Annotated in this window: 20 protein-coding genes; 7 read left to right on the forward strand and 13 right to left on the reverse strand. The window is 70.7% G+C overall.

Annotation, left to right across the window (positions count from 1 at the left end):
- Positions 1–6: 6 nt before the first annotated feature.
- Genes ABXS86_RS09930 through ABXS86_RS09950 form a run of 5 tightly spaced genes read right to left on the reverse strand, consistent with a single transcriptional unit; the run spans position 7 to position 2,219 of the window.
- Positions 7–588 carry a hypothetical protein gene (locus ABXS86_RS09930; protein WP_353664328.1) on the reverse strand — a complete coding sequence of 194 codons (582 nt, stop codon included), beginning with the start codon at positions 586–588 and terminating at the stop codon, positions 7–9.
- Entirely contained in the window at positions 585–1,154 is a 570-nt protein-coding gene (locus ABXS86_RS09935) for a DNA/RNA endonuclease G (RefSeq protein WP_353664329.1), read from the reverse strand. The genes ABXS86_RS09930 and ABXS86_RS09935 overlap by 4 nt, the downstream gene beginning before the upstream one ends.
- An 11-nt stretch (positions 1,155–1,165) precedes the next feature.
- A complete protein-coding gene (locus ABXS86_RS09940) occupies positions 1,166–1,558 on the reverse strand; it encodes a hypothetical protein (RefSeq protein WP_307207694.1) in 393 nt (130 codons plus the stop codon).
- Positions 1,555–1,743, reverse strand: a complete 189-nt coding sequence (locus tag ABXS86_RS09945) for a DUF2273 domain-containing protein (RefSeq protein ID WP_144830731.1) — start codon at positions 1,741–1,743, stop codon at positions 1,555–1,557. The genes ABXS86_RS09940 and ABXS86_RS09945 overlap by 4 nt, the downstream gene beginning before the upstream one ends.
- Complete coding sequence (locus tag ABXS86_RS09950; protein WP_144830734.1) at positions 1,740–2,219, reverse strand: Asp23/Gls24 family envelope stress response protein; 480 nt, start codon at positions 2,217–2,219, stop codon at positions 1,740–1,742. The genes ABXS86_RS09945 and ABXS86_RS09950 overlap by 4 nt, the downstream gene beginning before the upstream one ends.
- 299 nt (positions 2,220–2,518) lie before the next feature.
- Here ABXS86_RS09950 and fdhD point away from each other — a divergent pair, with 299 nt between their 5' ends.
- Positions 2,519–3,397: a formate dehydrogenase accessory sulfurtransferase FdhD gene (fdhD, locus tag ABXS86_RS09955; protein ID WP_353664330.1), complete on the forward strand. Its 879-nt coding sequence runs from the start codon at positions 2,519–2,521 to the stop codon at positions 3,395–3,397.
- A 50-nt stretch (positions 3,398–3,447) separates the two neighbouring features.
- A complete protein-coding gene (locus ABXS86_RS09960) occupies positions 3,448–5,769 on the forward strand; it encodes an FdhF/YdeP family oxidoreductase (RefSeq protein ID WP_353664331.1) in 2,322 nt (773 codons plus the stop codon).
- A 165-nt stretch (positions 5,770–5,934) separates the two neighbouring features.
- On the opposite strand, the gene ABXS86_RS09965 is transcribed toward ABXS86_RS09960, so the two are convergent.
- The gene (locus ABXS86_RS09965; protein WP_353664332.1) at positions 5,935–6,930 is read right to left on the reverse strand and encodes a glycerate kinase; all 996 of its coding nucleotides are present in this window, start codon (positions 6,928–6,930) and stop codon (positions 5,935–5,937) included.
- Positions 6,931–7,155: 225 nt separating this feature from the next.
- Here ABXS86_RS09965 and purL point away from each other — a divergent pair, with 225 nt between their 5' ends.
- Both purL and ABXS86_RS09975 read left to right on the forward strand, forming a co-directional pair.
- Positions 7,156–9,495: a phosphoribosylformylglycinamidine synthase subunit PurL gene (purL, locus tag ABXS86_RS09970; RefSeq protein WP_353664333.1), complete on the forward strand. Its 2,340-nt coding sequence runs from the start codon at positions 7,156–7,158 to the stop codon at positions 9,493–9,495.
- Between the two features lie 53 nt (positions 9,496–9,548).
- On the forward strand, positions 9,549–9,686 hold the full coding sequence (locus ABXS86_RS09975; protein WP_164481587.1) for a hypothetical protein: 138 nt from the start codon (positions 9,549–9,551) through the stop codon (positions 9,684–9,686).
- A gap of 71 nt (positions 9,687–9,757) precedes the next feature.
- On the opposite strand, the gene ABXS86_RS09980 is transcribed toward ABXS86_RS09975, so the two are convergent.
- Positions 9,758–10,828, reverse strand: coding sequence for an epoxide hydrolase family protein (locus ABXS86_RS09980; protein ID WP_307207685.1), 1,071 nt, complete (start codon positions 10,826–10,828; stop codon positions 9,758–9,760).
- A gap of 33 nt (positions 10,829–10,861) precedes the next feature.
- On the reverse strand, positions 10,862–11,167 hold the full coding sequence (locus tag ABXS86_RS09985; RefSeq protein WP_353664334.1) for a YciI family protein: 306 nt from the start codon (positions 11,165–11,167) through the stop codon (positions 10,862–10,864).
- A 176-nt stretch (positions 11,168–11,343) separates the two neighbouring features.
- Here ABXS86_RS09985 and ABXS86_RS09990 point away from each other — a divergent pair, with 176 nt between their 5' ends.
- Positions 11,344–12,333 (forward strand): hypothetical protein, encoded by a 990-nt coding sequence (locus ABXS86_RS09990; protein ID WP_353664335.1) that lies wholly within the window; start codon positions 11,344–11,346, stop codon positions 12,331–12,333.
- Between the two features lie 33 nt (positions 12,334–12,366).
- Positions 12,367–13,140, forward strand: a complete 774-nt coding sequence (locus ABXS86_RS09995; protein ID WP_307207677.1) for a hypothetical protein — start codon at positions 12,367–12,369, stop codon at positions 13,138–13,140.
- Positions 13,141–13,277: 137 nt separating this feature from the next.
- On the opposite strand, the gene ABXS86_RS10000 is transcribed toward ABXS86_RS09995, so the two are convergent.
- A complete protein-coding gene (locus ABXS86_RS10000; RefSeq protein WP_353664336.1) occupies positions 13,278–13,538 on the reverse strand; it encodes a DUF3253 domain-containing protein in 261 nt (86 codons plus the stop codon).
- Between the two features lie 47 nt (positions 13,539–13,585).
- Between ABXS86_RS10000 and ABXS86_RS10005 the strand changes: the two genes are divergently transcribed.
- Positions 13,586–14,317: a YqjF family protein gene (locus ABXS86_RS10005; protein ID WP_307207674.1), complete on the forward strand. Its 732-nt coding sequence runs from the start codon at positions 13,586–13,588 to the stop codon at positions 14,315–14,317.
- A gap of 52 nt (positions 14,318–14,369) precedes the next feature.
- On the opposite strand, the gene ABXS86_RS10010 is transcribed toward ABXS86_RS10005, so the two are convergent.
- From ABXS86_RS10010 to ABXS86_RS10025, 4 genes are all read right to left on the reverse strand, one after another.
- Complete coding sequence (locus tag ABXS86_RS10010; RefSeq protein ID WP_307207671.1) at positions 14,370–15,275, reverse strand: glycine betaine ABC transporter substrate-binding protein; 906 nt, start codon at positions 15,273–15,275, stop codon at positions 14,370–14,372.
- Positions 15,276–15,412: 137 nt separating this feature from the next.
- A complete protein-coding gene (locus ABXS86_RS10015) occupies positions 15,413–16,396 on the reverse strand; it encodes an ABC transporter permease (RefSeq protein ID WP_353664337.1) in 984 nt (327 codons plus the stop codon).
- Entirely contained in the window at positions 16,393–17,703 is a 1,311-nt protein-coding gene (locus ABXS86_RS10020) for a glycine betaine/L-proline ABC transporter ATP-binding protein (RefSeq protein WP_353664338.1), read from the reverse strand. Before ABXS86_RS10020 ends, ABXS86_RS10015 begins: the two co-directional genes overlap by 4 nt.
- Positions 17,704–18,132: 429 nt before the next feature.
- The gene (locus tag ABXS86_RS10025) at positions 18,133–18,438 is read right to left on the reverse strand and encodes a chorismate mutase (protein WP_144830779.1); all 306 of its coding nucleotides are present in this window, start codon (positions 18,436–18,438) and stop codon (positions 18,133–18,135) included.
- Positions 18,439–18,471 lie beyond the last annotated feature (33 nt).

Genomic DNA, 18,471 nt, shown 5'->3' on the forward strand with positions numbered 1-18,471 from the left:
GGGGTGTCAGTGCACGCGGGTGTTGTCGCGCGCGAGCTTGGCGCGCAGGCCCGAGTGGATCGAGATGTAGGCGCGCAGGTTCTGTCCGGTGAGGGCGGCGAGGTTCGTCACGAGCGTGTCGACGTGCTCGGCCACCTGACGCGGCGAGGTGTTCTGTCGCGGGGTGACCGCGACGTGCAGCACGGACTCGTGCTGGATCTCTCCGGCGCTGACACGCGACGACAGGATCTCGTCGCGCTCGGCGAGCGCGTTCTTCAGCGCCTCCGACGCGAACCCGTCGGTGACGGTGATGCGACCCTCGGCGCCGGCGCTGCCGGTGGACTGCAGGGGCGCCTGGCGGCGTCCGCGGACGGCGGACGAGGCGATGAGCACGATCGCGATCACCACGAAGGCGGCGACGGCGCCCCAGCCGGCAGACTCGCGTCCGAGCGACTCGAGCCAACCCTGGAACCCGCCCATGACGGTGGTCCAGGTGTCGGCGCCGCCGGGCGCGAGGCCGACGAGCAGCGCCAGGGCCGCGAGTGCCAGCAGCACGAGGGCGACCACGAAGAGGACGAAGCGGTTCAGACCGCGACGCGTGGCATTCATCGGGACTCCTTGGTGTCGGGGCGCTCGACGCGCAGATGCGTGCGCACGGCGGGGGTGAGCTTGTAGGCGGCGACCTCCTCGTCGACGATGCGGCGCAGCTGCGCCTCATCGACCGGGATGCCGACCGGGGGACGAACCGTCACGTCGACCGAGCGGTGGGCGACGCCCACGACGATGTCGTCACGGGCGATGCCCGACTCGTTGCTGAGGTGCTGGGCGACGGCGGATGCTACAACGCCGTTGTCGACGACGACGGCACGGTCGCCCCACTCCATCTCGTGGCGCGAGAGGCGCCCGGGCTTCAGAGCGAGGATCAGCACGATCAGACCGAGGATGGCCAGCACGACGCCGGCGACGATGAAGGCGACCGGCATGAGCGCGGTCGGGGCCGCCACGAGGGCGTTCAGGGCCTCGCCGGGACCGACCAGCAGCGGCTGGGCTCCCACGAGGTGGAGGATGATCTCGACCGCGGCGTAGGCCAACGCGAGCAGCAGCAGCACGACCACGATGAGCATGGCCGCGGTGCGCGGGGAGTGGGTCTCGCGGCGCACGACGGTGCGGAGCACGCTATCGCTCATCACAGCACTCGCTTTCGCTGGGGGGCGCTGGCGCCCGTGATCGTCATGTCGACGCGCGAGACCTCACGGCCGAACAGCCGGGTCAGACGCGTTCGCAGTTCGCCCTGAGCCGCGCGTGCTGCGTCGAGCACGGGGGTCGCGGCGCGGACGGCCTCGGTGTCGTCGAGGCGTGGGACGGGGAAGGCCGTCGACACGCGCACCACGGCGGAGTCGCGGGACGAGACGATCTCGACGTGGACGTTCTTGGCATCCACACCGACGATGTCGGCGGCGGCCCGCTCGGCCGTCTTCTGCAGCACGCGGTCGGCGATGTTCACCCGACCGGCGGGGAGGCCGGGGCCGGCAACCGTGGTGCGGTTGCCGACCCCGGGGGAAGCGGTGACGGTGGTCACGATGTGCTCCGACCCTTGAAAGCGTTGACGACGTTGCGGACGTCGATCTCACCCGCGGTCATGCGGGCGACGACCACACCGATCGCCATGAACAGGGCGACGAGGATGAATCCCCAGAAGCCGAAGATCAGGGCGCTGAGGGCCAGCACCAGGCCGGCGAGGGCGCCCTTCGTGCTGACGCTCACTGGACGCGCTTCTCGGACTCGGCGTCGTTGTTCTCGTCGCCCGGGATGTGGACGTCGTTCACGTCGACGTTGACCTCGACGACCTCGAGGCCGACGAGACGGTTGATCGCTCCGGCGACGCGGGCGCGCACCTGGTCGGCGACCTCCTGGATGGGGGCGCCGTACTCGACGACGATGGTGACGTCGGCGGCGGCCTGGGTCTCGCCCACCTCGACCTTGACGCCCTGCGTCAGGTCGGTGGCGTTCATGGCGTCGCGGATGGCGCCGAGGGCGCGGGCTCCGCCGCCACCGAGGGCGTACACGCCGGTGACCTCGCGGGCCGCGATGCCGGCGACCTTGGCGACGACGCCTTCGGCGATCGTGGTCTTGCCTTCGGTGTGGGCCTCCGGGCCGCGTCCGCCGAGGGGGCGGTTCACGCGCGACGCCGCCTGGGGGACGTTCTGCGCAGCGGGGGTGGTGGTGGTGTCGGTAGCCATGTCCGTGCCTTTCGATGTCTTGACCCGGGTGCTCCGGGGTGGCGCTTCGGCCTACATGACTAAGACGTAGTAGGTGGGGGAATCGTCACGCCGCTCTTGAAATATCTCGAAGAATCTGTATTCGGCAGAATGGGAAAGGCCGAATCCCGCAGGATTCCGAGGATGAGCGCGGTCCCACCGCCTGCTGCTCCGCGCCGCGGAATTGCGCGGAATCGACGGCCTTTCCGCCGACCGTGGGGCCCGAACGCGGGCGTACGCTCGACCCATGCCCCCCATCTCGCTCGCGGTCCGGTCCTGACATGGGCCGTCTCACCGCCTCCCGTCGCGTCACGCGTCTCACCCTCGACGGCGTGAACAGGCAGAGACCGGATGCCGTGGCGGTGGAGGAACCGCTCGAGATCCGCGTCGCCGGCACCCCCCTGTCGGTGACCATGCGCACGCCCGGTCACGACGTCGAACTCGCCGCCGGGTTCCTCGTCTCGGAGGGCGTCATCAGCCGTGGCGACCAGTTCGCGCGCGCGATCCACTGCGGGGGGCCCGGAACCGGCGGCGCCGACGGCAACACCTACAACGTGCTCGACCTGACCCTCGCAGCGGGAGTGGAGCTGCCCTCCCCCGACATCGCGCGCTCCTTCTACACGACGAGCTCGTGCGGGGTGTGCGGCACGGCGTCGATCGAGGCCGTCGAGAAGGTGTCGAGCTACGACGTCGCCTCCGACGGCACCCGGGTCTCGGCCCACGACGTCGCCGCCTTCCCCGATCGCCTGCGCGAGCAGCAGAAGACCTTCGACAAGACCGGTGGACTCCACGGCGCGGCGCTCTTCGACGTCACCACCGGCGAGCTGCTCGTCGCCCGCGAAGACGTGGGACGCCACAACGCGGTCGACAAGGTGGTCGGCTGGGCGCTGTTGAACGATCGTCTGCCGCTGCGCGGCACCGTGCTGCAGGTGTCGGGCCGCGTGAGCTTCGAGCTCGTGCAGAAGGCCGTGATGGCCGGCATCCCGATGCTCTCCGCCGTCTCGGCGCCGTCGTCGCTCGCGATCGAGCTCGCCGAGCGCGCGGGTCTCACCCTCGCCGCTTTCGTGCGGGGCAACAGCATGAATCTGTACACGCGGACGGATCGCATCATCGCGCCGTCCACAACCCCCGCGACGACCGACCTCGCGAGCGTACGCTGACGACGACCGGATGCCATGGGCCCGGCGCCACGACCATCGGAGGGACTGAAATGGGTGAGTCGTTCGGACTGATGACCGAAGAGCCGCGCCAGGGGGGCCTCGGCCCGCAGGTCGATGGCGACTGGTCGAGCACCGGTCCCTACGAGCACCCGGCCGCAGGCTGGGGCGCCGCCCTCACCGTCGGTAAGGTGCTCTACGAACAGCGCCAGCCGATCGCGGGCACCAAGGCGATGTTCACGATGAACCACCCGAAGAGCGGTTTCGACTGCCCCGGGTGCGCCTGGCCCGACGACAAGGGCGTGACCCTCGACATCTGCGAGAACGGCATCAAGCACGTCACGTGGGAGATGACGCACAAGCGGGTCGGCAAAGAGTTCTTCGCCGAGCACTCCGTGAGCGAGCTGTCGCAGTGGAGCGACTTCGAGCTCGAAGACGCCGGTCGCCTCGTCGGTCCGATGGTCTACGACGCCGACACCGACCACTACGTGCCGATCTCGTGGAACGACGCGTTCCGCATGATCGCGCAGCACCTCACCGCGCTGGAATCCCCCGATCAGGCCGCCTTCTACACGTCGGGGCGCCTCAGCAACGAGGCCTCCTTCCTCTACCAGCTGTTCGCGCGCGAGCTCGGGACGAACAACCTCCCCGACTGCTCGAACATGTGCCACGAGGGCTCGGGCCGCGGGCTCACGGCATCCCTCGCCACGGGCAAGGGCACCGCAGACCTCGAGGACTGGGAGAACGCCGACGCGCTGTTCATCCTCGGCGTCAACGCGGCCTCGAACGCCCCGCGCATGCTCACCAGCCTCGCCGAGGCGATCGACCGCGGCGCTCAGGTCGTGCACGTGAACCCGCTGCGCGAGGTCGCCGGCACCCGCACGATCGTGCCGCACGAGATCGTCGACATGGCGACCTTCCACTCCACCCCGACCAGCACGATGAACCTGCAAGTGCGCCCCGGCGGCGACCTCGCGCTCATCCGCGGCATGGCCAAGGTGGTCTTCGAGGCCTCGGCGACCGACCCCACCGCGATCGATCAGGCGTTCCTCGACCAGTACACGAGCGGGCTCGACGAGTACCGCGCGATGGTCGAGGCGACGACGTGGACCGAACTCGTCGAGCAGGCGGGCCTGACCGAGGCCGAGATCCGCGGGGCGGCGTCGGTGTACCTCGCCTCCGAGCGCTGCGTCATCAGCTGGTGCCTCGGCGTCAGCCAGCACCAGCACGGCGTCGACACCGTGCGCGAGATCGTCAATCTGCTGCTGCTGCGCGGAAACGTGGGGCGCAAGGGCACCGGCCCCTCGCCCGTGCGCGGCCACAGCAACGTGCAGGGCAACCGCACGTGCGGCATCAACCACAAGCCCACCGAGGACTGGCTCGCCAAGCTCGACGAGGTCTGCGGCATCACCTCGCCCCGCGAGCCCGGCCTCGACACCGTGCACACGGTCGCGGCGTTGCACCGCGGCGACCTCAAGGTCTTCCTCGGCATGGGCGGCAACTTCGTGCGGGCCGCTCCCGACACCAAGCTCACCGCCGAGGGCATGGGACGCTGCGAGCTGACCGCGCACGTGAGCACGAAGCTCAACCGCAGCCACCTCACCCACGGCAAGGCGGCGCTGATCCTCCCGTGCCTCGGCCGCACCGAGCGCGATGAGCAGGAGTCCGGGCCACAGTCGATCTCGACCGAGGATGCCATGAGCTCCGTCATGCTCTCGCTCGGCTCTCGCAAGCCCGCCTCCCCGCACCTGCTGAGCGAGCCCGAGATCATCGCGCGCATCGCCCGCGCGAGCATGCCCGAGTCGGCGACGCCGTGGGAGTGGTACGTCGGCGACTACGACCGCATCCGCGACACGATGGCCAAGGCGCTGCCCGGCTTCGAGGGCTTCAACCAGATGGTGCGCCAGCCCTACGGCTTCCGCATCCCGCAGCCGGCACGCGAGCGCGACTTCCAGACGCCGTCGGGCAAGGCCGAGTTCTCGCACGCCGAGCTGCCGAACGTCATCCCCGAAGAGGCCGACGTGCTGGTGCTGCAGACCATGCGCTCGCACGATCAGTGGAACACCACCATCTACTCGGCCGACGACCGCTACCGCGGCGTGCGCAACATCCGCGAGCTCGTCTTCATGAACCGGCGCGACATGAAGGAGCGCGGCATCGCCGAGGGCGACCTCGTCGACATCGTGGCCACCTCGCGCGACGGCTCGGTGCGCAGCGTCACGGCGTTCCGTGCGCTGGAGTACGACACCCCGCGCGGCAGCGCCGCCGGGTACTTCCCCGAGATGAACGTGCTGCTCGGCCCCGACGACTACAGCCGCCAGAGCGACCAGCCGCTGATGAAGGACATCCGGGTGCGCATCGCGAAGACGGCCTGACGCCGCGCAGACGCAACGGGATCGGAGAGTCGCGCCGGAATCGGATGGTTTCGGCTGCGGCATCCGATTCTGTGATGCGTCTCCGATTCCGGTGAGGGTCGAGGCGCACCGATTCATGCCCGGATTCCGTCAGCCAGGTCCGGGCCGGGCCGATCAGGCTCAGCCTCAGAGGTCGAGCTGCCAGAGGGCCTGCGTCGTCGTGACGCGCAGCGCGTCGGCGGCGTCGGCGAGCGACCGTTCGACGCCCACGACCTCGCTCATCGAGAAGACGCGCGAGCCGACGGCGTCCGGGGCGACGACACCCGCGATGACGACCGCGGGCACCCGGTGGCGCGCGGCGACCGAGAGCACGTGCCCCGGCCCCTTGCCCGCGATGCTCGTGGCATCGAAGGCCCCCTCCCCGGTGAGGGCGAGGTCCGACTCGGCGAGCGCTTCGCTCAGTTCGAGGGCATCCGCGACGAAGGCCGCACCGTCGACGACCTCGGCGCCGGCCGCGAGAAGGGCGCCCGAGAGGCCACCGGCGGCCCCCGACCTCGGCACGACCGAGACGTCGAGCCCGAAGCGCTCGGCCCAGTCCGCGGCATCCGCCCGCAATCTCTCCGTCAAGCGCTCGACGAGTTCGGCGTCCGCGCCCTTCTGCGGACCGAACACCTCGGCCGCGTGCACGAACGTGGTGGTCGTGTCGGTGAGCACCGTCACCTGACCGGGAGCGAACGGCACGTGGTCGCCGAGCGCCTCGATCGCCCCGCGTCCGCCGTCGGTCGCGGCCACGCCGCCCGTGCCCACCACGATGCGGATCGACCCCGAGTCGAGCGCGAGCCCGATGAGCTCGCCGACGCCCCGTGTCGTCGCACCCCAGGGGTCGTTGGCCTCCGCTCCGCCAGCGAGGACGAGTCCGGATGCCGCTGCCGACTCGATCACGGCGGCTCGACCGTCGAGGCGCCAGGCCGCGTGCACGGGTTCACCGAGCGGTCCGGTCACCTCGTCGTGCACGTTGGCCCCGCCGAGCGCGTCGAGTGTTCCGTCTCCGCCGTCGGCCATCGGCACGATCGCGATCTCGGCGCCGGGCCATCGGTCGCGCACGGCCAGGGCCATGGCATCCGCCGCCTCTCGCGCGGTCAGCGTGCCCTTGAACTTGTCGGGGGCGATGACGATGCGCATGGGCGTCCTCTCAGCGGACTGCTGACGGCGCAGCCCCGTCCATCTTGCCCGAGCCGCCGCAACACCTCGGCGATCCGCACATCCTCAGCCCGATTGCGGGGAACCCGGCTGACTTTCCGCGGATCGCTGAGGGTATGCCCACAGGCGGCCGGCGGCCCCGGGCATGTCGGCGCTCCCAACTAGACTGACTGGCGTCCGGCCCCTGCGATCTTGGAGCTCAGCCGCGTGACCACCCCGAACCCCGCCGCCCGTACCGCTCTTGCGGACACCGTCGACAACGCGATCTCCACGCCCGAGAAAGAGCAGCCCTACGGCGCCCTCGGTCTCAAGAGCGACGAGTACGCGAAGATCCGCGAGATCCTGGGCCGCCGCCCCACCAGCGGCGAGCTCGCGATGTACTCGGTCATGTGGAGCGAGCACTGCTCCTACAAGTCGAGCAAGATCTACCTCCGTCAGTTCGGCCAGAAGGTCAGCGACGAGATGAAGACCCGCCTCATGGTGGGCATGGGTCAGAACGCCGGCGTCGTCGACGTGGGCGACGGCTGGGCGGTCACCTTCAAGGTCGAGTCGCACAACCACCCCAGCTACATCGAGCCCTTCCAGGGTGCGGCCACCGGTGTCGGCGGCATCGTGCGCGACATCATCTCGATGGGCGCGCGTCCGGTCGCGGTCATGGACCAGCTGCGCTTCGGAGCGATCGACCACCCCGACACCCCGCGCGTCGTGCACGGCGTGACCAGCGGCATCTCGTTCTACGGCAACTGCCTGGGCCTGCCGAACATCGGCGGCGAGACCGTGTTCGACGCGGTCTACCAGGGCAACCCGCTCGTGAACGCCCTCGCGGTGGGCGTCATGCGCCACGAAGACATCAAGCTCGCCAACGCCACCGGCGTGGGCAACAAGGTCGTGCTGTTCGGCGCCCGCACGGGTGGCGACGGCATCGGCGGCGCGAGCATCCTGGCATCCGACACCTTCGCCGACGGCGGACCCACCAAGCGCCCCGCGGTGCAGGTGGGCGACCCGTTCGCCGAGAAGGTGCTCATCGAGTGCTGCCTCGAGCTGTACCGCGACGACCTGGTCGAGGCGATCCAAGACCTCGGCGCCGCGGGCATCTCGTGCGCCACGAGCGAGCTCGCCGCCAACGGCGACAGCGGCATGAAGGTCGAGCTGTCGAAGGTGCTGCTGCGCGACCCCTCGCTGACGCCCGAAGAGATCCTCATGTCGGAGTCGCAGGAGCGCATGATGGCGATCGTCGCGCCCGAGAAGCTCGACGCGTTCCTCGCCGTCGTCGGCAAGTGGGACGTCGAGACCAGCGTGCTCGGCGAGGTGACCGGAGACGGCCGCCTCGTCATCGACTGGTACGGCGAGCGCATCGTCGACGTCGACCCCTCGACCGTCGCGGTCGACGGTCCCGTCTACGAGCGCCCGGTCGCGTACCCCACGTGGATCGACGCGCTCAACGACGACAGCGCCGCGAAGCTGGAACGAGCGACGGATGCCGACACCCTCCGCGACCAGTTCACGACCCTCGTCGCGAGCCCCAACCTCGCCGACACCTCGTGGATCACGAACCAGTACGACTACTACGTGCTCGGCAACACGGCGCTGAGCTTCCCCGACGACGCCGGCATGATCCGCGTCGACGAGGAGACCGGTCTCGGCTTCGCGATCGCGACCGACTGCAACGGGCGCTACAACCAGCTCGACCCCTACAACGGCGCGAAGCTCGCCCTCGCCGAGGCGTACCGCAACGTCGCCGTCACGGGTGCCGTGCCCACCGCCGTCACCGACTGCCTCAACTTCGGTAGCCCCGAGAACCCCGAGGTCATGTGGCAGTTCAGCCAGGCCGTCGAGGGCCTGAGCGACGGCTGCCTCGAACTCGGCATCCCGGTCACGGGCGGCAACGTCTCGTTCTACAACCAGACCGGTGACCAGCCGATCCACCCGACTCCCGTCGTGGGCGTCCTGGGCATCATCGACGACGTCGCCGCCCGCGTCCCCAGCGGATGGCAGGACGCCGGCGAGAACCTCTACCTGCTCGGCGTCACCGCCGACGAGCTCGACGGCTCGCAGTGGGCCGGCACGATCCACGACCACCTCGGCGGACGTCCGCCGAAGGTCGACCTCGCCATGGAGCGCAAGCTCGCCGAGCTGCTGCAGGCCGCAGGATCCCAGTCGCTGGTCTCGAGCGCGCACGATCTGTCGTCGGGCGGTCTCGCGCAGACCCTCGCCGAGGGCGTCATGCGCTTCGGCGTCGGCGCGCGCGTCTGGATCACCGAGCTCATGGAGCGCGACGGCGTGGATGCCACGGCCGCCCTGTTCAGCGAGTCGACCGGCCGCGTGCTGGTCAGCGTGCCCCGCGAAGAAGACGTGAAGTTCCGCGGACTCTGCGACGGCCGCGGTTACCCGGTGCTGCGCATCGGCGTGACCGACGTCGAGCCCGGCACCGAGGCCACCCTCGAGATCCAGGACGTCTTCACCGTCCCCGTCTCGGAGCTGCGCCGCCTCTCGAACGAGACGCTGCCCGCGGTCTTCGGGCCCACCGTGTCGGAGCCGGTGGCCTGACCCCGGGCCCCGGCCCTGCCCCGCACCCCCGCAACGACGAGAGGAGACGCGCGATGACCGATGAAGACGACGACATGACCGTGTTCAGCGACAAGCGTCAGAAGCGCGTCAAGATCACCGCGTGGGTCGTGATCGGCGCGCTCGTGCTCACCGGCGGCGGTGCCACGGTCATCTCACTGATCCTGGGCTGACCCCCGCGATCCCCGCGTGAGGGGTCATCTTCCGTCGCCTGGCGAGCGCCTCGGCGACAGAAGATGACCCCTCACGCGTTCTCGAGCAGGGCGCGGAGGTCGGCGGCGAGCATCGCCGGGTGCTCCATCGCGCCGAAGTGTCCACCCGAGGGGAAACACGTGAACCGCACGGTCGGGTACCAGCGCCGGGCGAACGACTCGACCCCGTGATCGATGTCGTGCGGGAAGAGACCGAACGCCGTGGGCACGCTCACCCGGCCCGTCGGCGGGAAGCGCCGCCGGTCGAAGTACACCCGGGCCGCGCTGCCGGCCGTGCGGGTGAACCAGTGCAGCGACAGGTTCTCGAGGATCAGCTCGAGGGGGATGCGCTCGAACACGTCGCCGTCGCCCCAGGCCTGGAACTTCTCGAGGTACCAGCTCGCGAGTCCCGCCGGGGAGTCGGTGAGCGCGGCGGCGAGGGTCTGCGGTTTCGTGCGCTGCTCGGCGGCGTAGGCTCCCTCCGCGCTCTCCCAGGCGGCAGCGGCATCCGCCCACTCCTTCTCTTCGGCCGACAGATCGTCGTCGTCGATCGTGTGCCAGAGCGGCACGTCGGAGAGGTGCAGACCCGTCACGCGGTCGGGGGCGAGCGAGGCGATCTGGTCGGCGATGGCGGTGCCGAGGTCGCCGCCGTGCACCGCGAACGACTGCACGCCGATCTCGTCGAGCGCAGCGAGGAGGCGCTCGGCGTTCCAGCGCGGGCCGCCCTCGTCGCGACCCGCCGGGTCGCTGAACCCGAAGCCGGGGATGCTGGGCACGATCACGTCGAGGTCGGCGAGGTGCTCGGCCACCCCACGGAAGCGCACGAAGCTGTCGGGCCAGCCGTGGATGAGCACGATCGCCGGCGCACCGGGCGTGCCGGAGCGCCACAGGTGCACACGCCGGCCCGCGTCGCCGACGAGCAGGTGCTGCTCGACGCGCAGCCGCTGCTCGACGCGGCCCCAGTCGAACTCGGCCCAGGCATCGAGCACGCGGCGCAGGGCCGAGGGGCGCGTGCCGCGCGACCAGTCGTCGCCCACGTCGTCGGGCCACCGCGTCGCGGCGATGCGCCGTCGCAGATCGTCGATCTCGTCAGCGGAGGTGCGCGGGTCGAGGCGGGTGATCATGCGGTCCACCCTGACACGGCCGCGCGCGTGAGGTCAGTACTCGACGAGCGGGCGCACTTCGACCGTGCCGTAGAGAGGCGCCTGACGCGCGTACTCCGTCGCCGCGTCGAGGTCGCCGACCTCGAGCAGGTAGTACCCCGACAGCGCGCGCGAGGGCTGGGGCTCGGCATCCGGATGCCGTGAGATCGAGGTCACCACGACGCGGGCGTCTTCGACCTCGGCGAACTGACCCGACTGGAGCATCACCCCGTCGGCGCGCAGAGACTCCTCGTATCGCATCCACGCGGCGTAGTCCTCGTCGGCGTCGCCGCCCTCGTACGTTCCATCGGACCACATCACGAGCATGACCTTCAAAACGACCTCCCGGTTCGCGTCGCGCCCAGCCTCGCATCCGGCCGCCGACTGGGGAACCCCGCCCCCGACCGCCGCGAACGGGTCGGCGCGCCCCGGCGTGCGCCTGCGGATTCCGGCCTGACGCCCAGCGTGGTATCGGAGGCCCGACGTAACATGGGCACGTGGAACCGCTCGTGGCCCTGTTCGCCGAGTGGTGGTGGATCGGCCCCGCTGCGGCCGGTGCGGGCACCGTCGGCTGGATCGGCGTGCGCCGCTCACGCCAGCGCGCGCTTCCCGCCGGCACCACGACCACCACGGATCGCGCCGCCCGCGCCTGGGCCTCGCGCCCGCTGGGCAAGTCGGCCGCCCGCCGGCTCGAGCTCGACGCGGCGATGCTCGACCTGCAGACCGCCCGCACGGCGGTCATGCGCGGCCGCGCCGAGATCAAGGTCGCCGACGCCGAGGTGGTGCGGGCCCAGGCCGAGCGCGCGGCATCGCGCGTCTCGAACGACCAGGTGGCGGCCGCCCGGGCACGACTCGCCGACGCGCAGCGCGACCTGCGCGCGGCGATGGCCGAGGTGCGCGCCCGCCGCGCGGGTGTGAAGGCGGCGAAGGCGATGCTCCCCGCGATCCGCTCGGGCAGCGCGCCCCTGCCTGTCGCACGTTTGCTCGCCGAGCATGACGCGATCCTGATGCGCTGGATGACCTACGAGACCGACCCGGCGCTCGCGATCGACTACCCCCAGATGAGCGACTCCCGCTCTCCCCTGCTCGCGGAGTTCCTCCGTGCGCACGAGCGGGCGCAATGGCTCCGGCCGGCCTCGGTGCAGACGCGCCTCGCTCCCGCCGACTTCCTCGCCTACCGCGATGCCGTGCGCCGCACTGCCCACGCCTTCGATCGCGCCGAGCGGGCCGCGCGTCGAGGCGGAGAGCAGCCGCGACTCGAGGCCGACGACGCGTGGGGCCGCATGGCATCCGACCTCGCTGAGACGGCGCAGCGCGCCCTCGCACGGTCGATGGAGTCGGTCGGTCGGGCAGCCGCCCGCAGCTGGAGCGAGCGCGGCGCCAAGCGCGCGCAGAAGAAGACTCCGGATGCCGCGGGCCCCCGGCCGCAAGACGGCTCGGTCTGGCCGCCTCCCGCACGAGACCGGCCGCGTCCGCCCGCTTCCTGAGAGGGGCCGAGAACAGCGGCGTAGCATGGCGCCGTGAATGAGTTCTGGACCTTCGCCGGGCACTACTGGTGGCTCGTGTTCCCCGTCTTCGGGATGACGATGGGCGCCATCAACGCGCGCGTCAAGCACCGGGAGGTCACGGCTCGACGCCGCCACCGCGAGCAGCTCGAACTGCTGAAGGCCCAGGGCGGGACGATGGCCGTCTCGGCTCCCGGCGGAGCCGGCGCGGCCGCATCGATCGCCGCGGCATCCGTCGCCCCCAGCGAGAGCACCCAGAAGCGCGTCGTCGCCGCGCAAGACAAGGTGACCCACCGGTGGTTGGAGTACGAACTCGACGCCGCCAAGCTCATCAGCTACCCCGCGATGAGCGACGGGCGCCAGCCGCTCACGGCCGCCTTCCTGCGCGCGAAAAAGGTCGCCGACAACCTGTGTCCCGCCGACGGCGAGATCCTCTCGCCCGAGCAGCTCAAGGAGTACCGCGACGCCGTCACCGACTACGAGGTGGCCTTCGACGTGGCCGAGCGCGACGCCCGCCGCGTGAAAGACGCCGCCTTCACCGCCGACGAGCGCAAACGCCTCGACACCGCGAAGAAGCTGCTCACGGTCGCCACCGACCAAGCCGCGACCCGCAACGAGCGACAGCTCGCCTATCGCCGCGTGCGCGAAGAGCTCGACGGCCTCATCCTGCTGTCCGACGACGCCGTCGACGTTCTCGAGAAGAAGGTCGCGCTCGAGCTCCCCCGCGAGCGCTCGACGCCCCCGGCATCCGGACCCCCGGCGGAGGCCGCGCCCGGCTCCGTCGCCTGAGCGACCGCCGCACGGGGCTCATCGGGACCGGAGAACCGCCACAGAATCGGACCGTCGGTTCCCCGGCACCCCATGGGCGCACACGCGGGCATGCGGGCCCTGATTTACCAGGTGAATCGGCGCGGAGACAGTCCCTGTCAGCGAGCCCGACGGATACGCACCGGGCCGCGCGCCGTGGTCACGTCGACCACCTCGCCCTTCTGCGTGACCTCGACCTCGCCGAGCTCGACCAACGATCGCGCGGCGTCGCGTGCGGGCTGCATGAGGTAGCGCCAGTCGTCGCCGCCGACCGCTCGCGCGGCCTCGGAGGGGCAGATGGTCTTGTCGGCGTCGCGCGCGGCGAGCAGTTCGCGGATGGATGCCACGAGGCGGGGATCCGCAGCAGATGACGAGGCCATGTGTCCAGTGTCCCCCCGCGAAAAGGGGCCGGGGCCAGACTGTCCCGGTGATCACCGAGCGCCACGCCCCCGACCTGCCCGGACGCGCCGTCATCGCGCAGCGCTGGAACCGCGCGATCTTCGTGCACTGGCGCATCGATCCGGCGGAGGTCGCCCCCCTGCTGCCCCCGGGGACGCGTCCCGATGTGCACGACGGTTCCGCCTGGGTCGGGCTCGTCCCCTTCGTGCTGAGCGAGTTCCGGTTCCTCCCGCTGCCCCCGGTGCCGTTCGTGGGCTCGTTCACCGAGATCAACGTGCGCACCTACGCCGTCGACGACGAGGGCCGTCGCGGGGTCGTGTTCCGCACGCTCGAGGCCGAGCACCTCGCCCCGGTGCTCGCGGCGCAGGCATTGTTCGGCCTGCCCTACCGCTGGGCGCGCGCGGGGGTGCGCACCGACGGCGCGCGGATCGAGTACCGCTCGCGGCGCCACGGGGGTCGCCACCCGTCGACCCGGGTGCGGGCGACTCTCGGCACCGAGACGGTCGACACCCCGCTGTCGCGCTTCCTCACCGCGCGGTGGGGGTTCCACGAGCGACACCTCGGCCGCACGATCTGGGCGGCCAACGCGCACGAGCCCTGGCCGCTGGTGACCGCCGAGCTCGAGGCGCTCGACGACGACCTCGTCGCCGACTCCGGCTTCCCCCAGCTGGCGGGACGCACGCCCGACTCGGTGCTGGCCATGCCCGCCGGCCACCCCGGTTTCATCACGCGTTTCACGGGGGCGCACGCGATCGCCTGACACGACGAAGCCCCCTCCGCACGACGACGGAGAGGGCTTCGGTCGGAACGCGTCAGTCGCGCTGCGTCGAGAACGCTTCGGGGTACTTCTCGAGCCACGCGTCGACGGCCTCGGCCTCACGGCCCTCGCCGTACTCGTTCACGACGAGGTCTTCGAGTGCGCCGTACTGCTCGTCGTCGAGCGTGATGCCCTCGATGAGCTCAGCGGCATCCGGGTACTTCTCGGCGAAGCCAGCCGTTCCGAGGAAGTGCAGCGCCTCGGGGTCGCCCATCAGACCCTGGGGGTCTTCGAGGTCTTTCACGTCGTAGGCGTCGTTGGCCCAGAACGGACGCCACAGCGTGACGGCGATGTCCTTCTGCGCCGAGATGGCGTTGTCGAGTTCGGTGAGCATCGCCGCGGTCGATGAAGTGACGAGCTCGAAGTCGCCGTCGAGGCCGTAGCCGGGCAGCATCGTCTCCTGCGTCTGCTTCGTCAGGCCCGCACCCGGCTCGATGCCGTAGATGCGGCCGTCGAAGCGGGCCGCATTGGCCTTGAGCTCTTCGATCGAGTCGATGTCGACGTAGCTGGGCACCGCGATCGTGAGCTTGGCGTTGTCGTAGTAGGCGCCGAGGTCTTCGATCTTGTCGCCGTAGCGGTCCATGTACGACTTGTGCGTGAGCTCGGGCCAGGCCGAGGGGTAGATGTCGACATCGCCCTGGGCGAGGCCGGTGTACAGGGGTCCGGCCTCGGTGAGCGTCTGCATCTCGACGTCGTAGCCGAGCTTGCCGAGCTGGTCCTCGAGCAGGTACGCCGTGCTCAGGCCGTCGGTCCACGAGGGGAGGAAGCCGAGCGTGATCGTGCCCTTCTCGCCGCCGCCGCCGGTGCCGCCTTCGGCCTGGTTTCCGCTGGCGCAGCCCGCGAGGGCGAGGGCGCCCACGGCGCCGAGGGCGAGGGCTGAGGTGAGGTGTCGCGTGTTCATTGCTGTGTTCTCTTCCGTTTCGTATGTGATTCCGTGGGTGCCTTCCCGCGTGAGGGGTCGATTCGTGTCGCCTGGCGCGGGCCGAAGCGACAGAAGATGACCCCTCACGCGGAGAAGAAGGGGGCGGATGCCGGAGCTCAGCGCCCGGCCGACACCGGGGTGCGGCGGGTCGGCGTCTGATCGCGCTCGATGGGCTCCGCGGCATCCGGAGTCTGCAACGTCGACGCCGACGTCGCGGCAGCCGCACGCGCAGCGCGGCGACGGCCCAGCACGCCGAGCAGCGATCCGGTGTTGTCGGCGCGGTTGCCGAGCGCCGCGGTGAGGCGGTCGAGGTACACCGCGAGCACGACGACGCTCAGGCCGGCTTCGACGCCCTTGGGCAGGTTGACGGTCGAGATCGACTCGACGACCTCCTTGCCGAGGCCGTCGGCTCCGACGATGCCGGCGACGACCGCCATCGACAGCGCGAGCATGATGACCTGGTTGATGCCGGCCATGATCGTGGGCATCGCGAGCGGCAGCTGGATGCCGCGCAGGATCTGGCCCGGGGTCGCCCCGAACGCGTGACCGGCCTCGACGGTCTCGGAGTCGACGCCCCGGATGCCGAGCTCGGTCAGACGCACGCCCGGGGGCAGCGCGAAGATCACGGTCGACACGACGCCGGGCACCACGCCGATGCTGAAGAACGTGATGGCGGGGATGAGGTAGACGAAGGCGGGCATCGTCTGCATGAAGTCGAGGATCGGCTTCAACACGGCCCGCACCGTGGAGTTGCGCGCCGACCAGATGCCGAGCGGCACCGAGATCGCCACGGCGACGACCGTTGCGACGAGCACGAGGGCGAGGGTCTGCATCGCGGTGACCCACTGGCCCATCGCGAGGATCAGCGCGAAGCCGATCACGGTCCCGAGCGCGAGCTTCCACGAACGCAGGAGCCAGGCGAGCAGAGCAGCCACGACGATCACGACGACGATGGGAGCGGCGAGCAGCACGTCGCTGAGGCCGCCGACGAGGAAGCGCACCACGAGGGCGATCACGTCGAACAGGCCGGAGAGGTTGTCGCGAAGCCAGTCGACTCCGGAGTCGACCCATACGCCGACGGGAATGCGAAAGCCGTTCATCGGGCGACCTCCTGGTTCTCGAGCGACGTGGCATCCGGCGCATCGAGCACCGCGTCGATCTCGGCGGAGGGCAGGGGCTGGGGCAGCACGGTGACCTCCTCGGTCGAGGTGGGTCCGGGGCCGAGCGCGGCGAGCAGCGTCACGCGCGGGATGACGCCGCTCAGACGGCCCTCGGTGTCGAGCACCGCCAGCGGGAGCGGCGACTCGACCGAGGGGACGAACAGGTTCATCAGCACCTCGTCTTCGTGCACGCTCTGCGGCAGCGGCTTGAGCTTCGACAGCAGCGAGCTCTCGCCGGCGCGCACGAGTGTGATGGCGTCGCGGTCGGTGATGATGCCGAGCGGCTTGCGGTCGCGGTCGGTGACGTAGACGGCCGACATGTAGGCGTCGCGCATCTGGCGCAGGGCCGTGCGCGGACCGGCCGAGGCCTCGACGCGCGGACGCGGACGCTCCATGACGTTGCCCGCGGTGAGCACGCGGGCACGGTCGACGTCCTGCACGAACTGCTCGACGTAGTCGTTGGCCGGGTCGGTGAGGATGTCTTCGGGCGTGCCGATCTGCACGATGCGCCCGTCGCGCATGACCGCGATGCGGTCGCCGAGGAACATGGCCTCGTTGAGGTCGTGGGTGATGAAGACGATGGTCTTCTTCAGCGTGCGCTGCAGCTCGAGCAGCTGCTCCTGCATCTCGCGACGGATCAGGGGGTCGAGCGCGCTGAACGCCTCGTCCATCAGGAGCACGTCGGTGTCGGCGGCGAGGGCGCGGGCGATGCCGACGCGCTGCTGCATTCCGCCCGACAGGGCCGAGGGGAGCTTGTCGCCCCAGCCCTCGAGGCCCACGAGGGCGAGGATCTCGTTCGCCTTCGCGAGACGCTCGGCCTTGCCGACGCCGCGCAGTTCGAGCGGGTAGGCGACGTTGGCCGCGACAGTCCGGTGCGGGAGGAGCGCGAAGTGCTGGAAGACCATCGCGAGACGATCGCGGCGCAGCGAGCGCAGACGCGACGAGCTCACGCCGGTGAGGGCGTCGCCCTGCACCTCGACGGTTCCCGCGGTGGCCTCGTGCAGGCCGTTCAGCATGCGGATGATCGTGGACTTGCCGGAGCCGGACAGGCCCATGATGACGAAGATCTCGCCGGGGTGGACCTCGAAGCTGGCGTCGATCACGGCGGCGGTCCCCTGCTCGGAGACCTCGCTGCGCGAGGAACCGGCGCGGAGTTTCTCGACGGCGGCCTGGGGAGCGCGGCCGAAGACCTTGAACAGGTTCTTCGCCGCGAGGGCGGGTGTCGATAGGGCAGGCGGGTGGGTCACTGTGTGCACCTCAGCGGCCTTCGGGTGGCCGCAGCGGTCACGCCCGGGTGGCAGCCGTCTGCGCTCTCCGGGGGGAGGAGCGCGTCAGCGCCGGACATCGGATCCGGCGCCCAGGCCGCCGACCGTACGCTCACCGGTTCGACTCCCCCGAGTCGTCACCGGCGACCGCGGACTGGTCGGGTGGGCGGCCCCGTCAAGGGCCTCCACCAACGTTTCACGCCCATGGATCGCCTGGCAAATCGCCGGTCGGCTTGAGATCCCGGATGCCGTGTGGCACGCGCGCACGTGTGAATCGGTGCGCTCCGTCATCGGGGGTCGACCGTCGCGGCACGAGGCCCGGGCGTGTCGCGACGCCCCTTGCGCGAAGGCCCGGGGATGTGGCATCCGGAACCCTCCGCGCCCGGCGGCAGGGCCAAACCGGGCGGGGCGTCAGTCGGCGGCGGGCTGCTCTGCTGCCGAGCGGTGGTGGCGGATGACCTCGGCGACGACGAAGTTGAACCACTTCTCGGCGAAGACCGGATCGAGGTCGGCGTCTTCGGCCAGACGCATCAGACGAGCGATCTGCTGCTCTTCACGGGCGGGGTCGGATGCCGGCATGCCGTGCTTCGCCTTGAGCACCCCGACCTGCTTGGTGCAGCGGAAGCGCTCGGCCAGCAAGAAGATCAACGCGGCGTCGATGTTGTCGATGCTGCCCCGCAGCCCCTGCAGGATGGTCGAAGCGTCGGCGTCGGTCATGTGGCCTCCCAGATCGCTCCGACCCTACCGCGC

It is taken from the genome of Microbacterium sp. che218, from assembly GCF_040436305.1.
GTDB classification, from domain to species: Bacteria; Actinomycetota; Actinomycetes; order Actinomycetales; family Microbacteriaceae; genus Microbacterium; species Microbacterium algihabitans.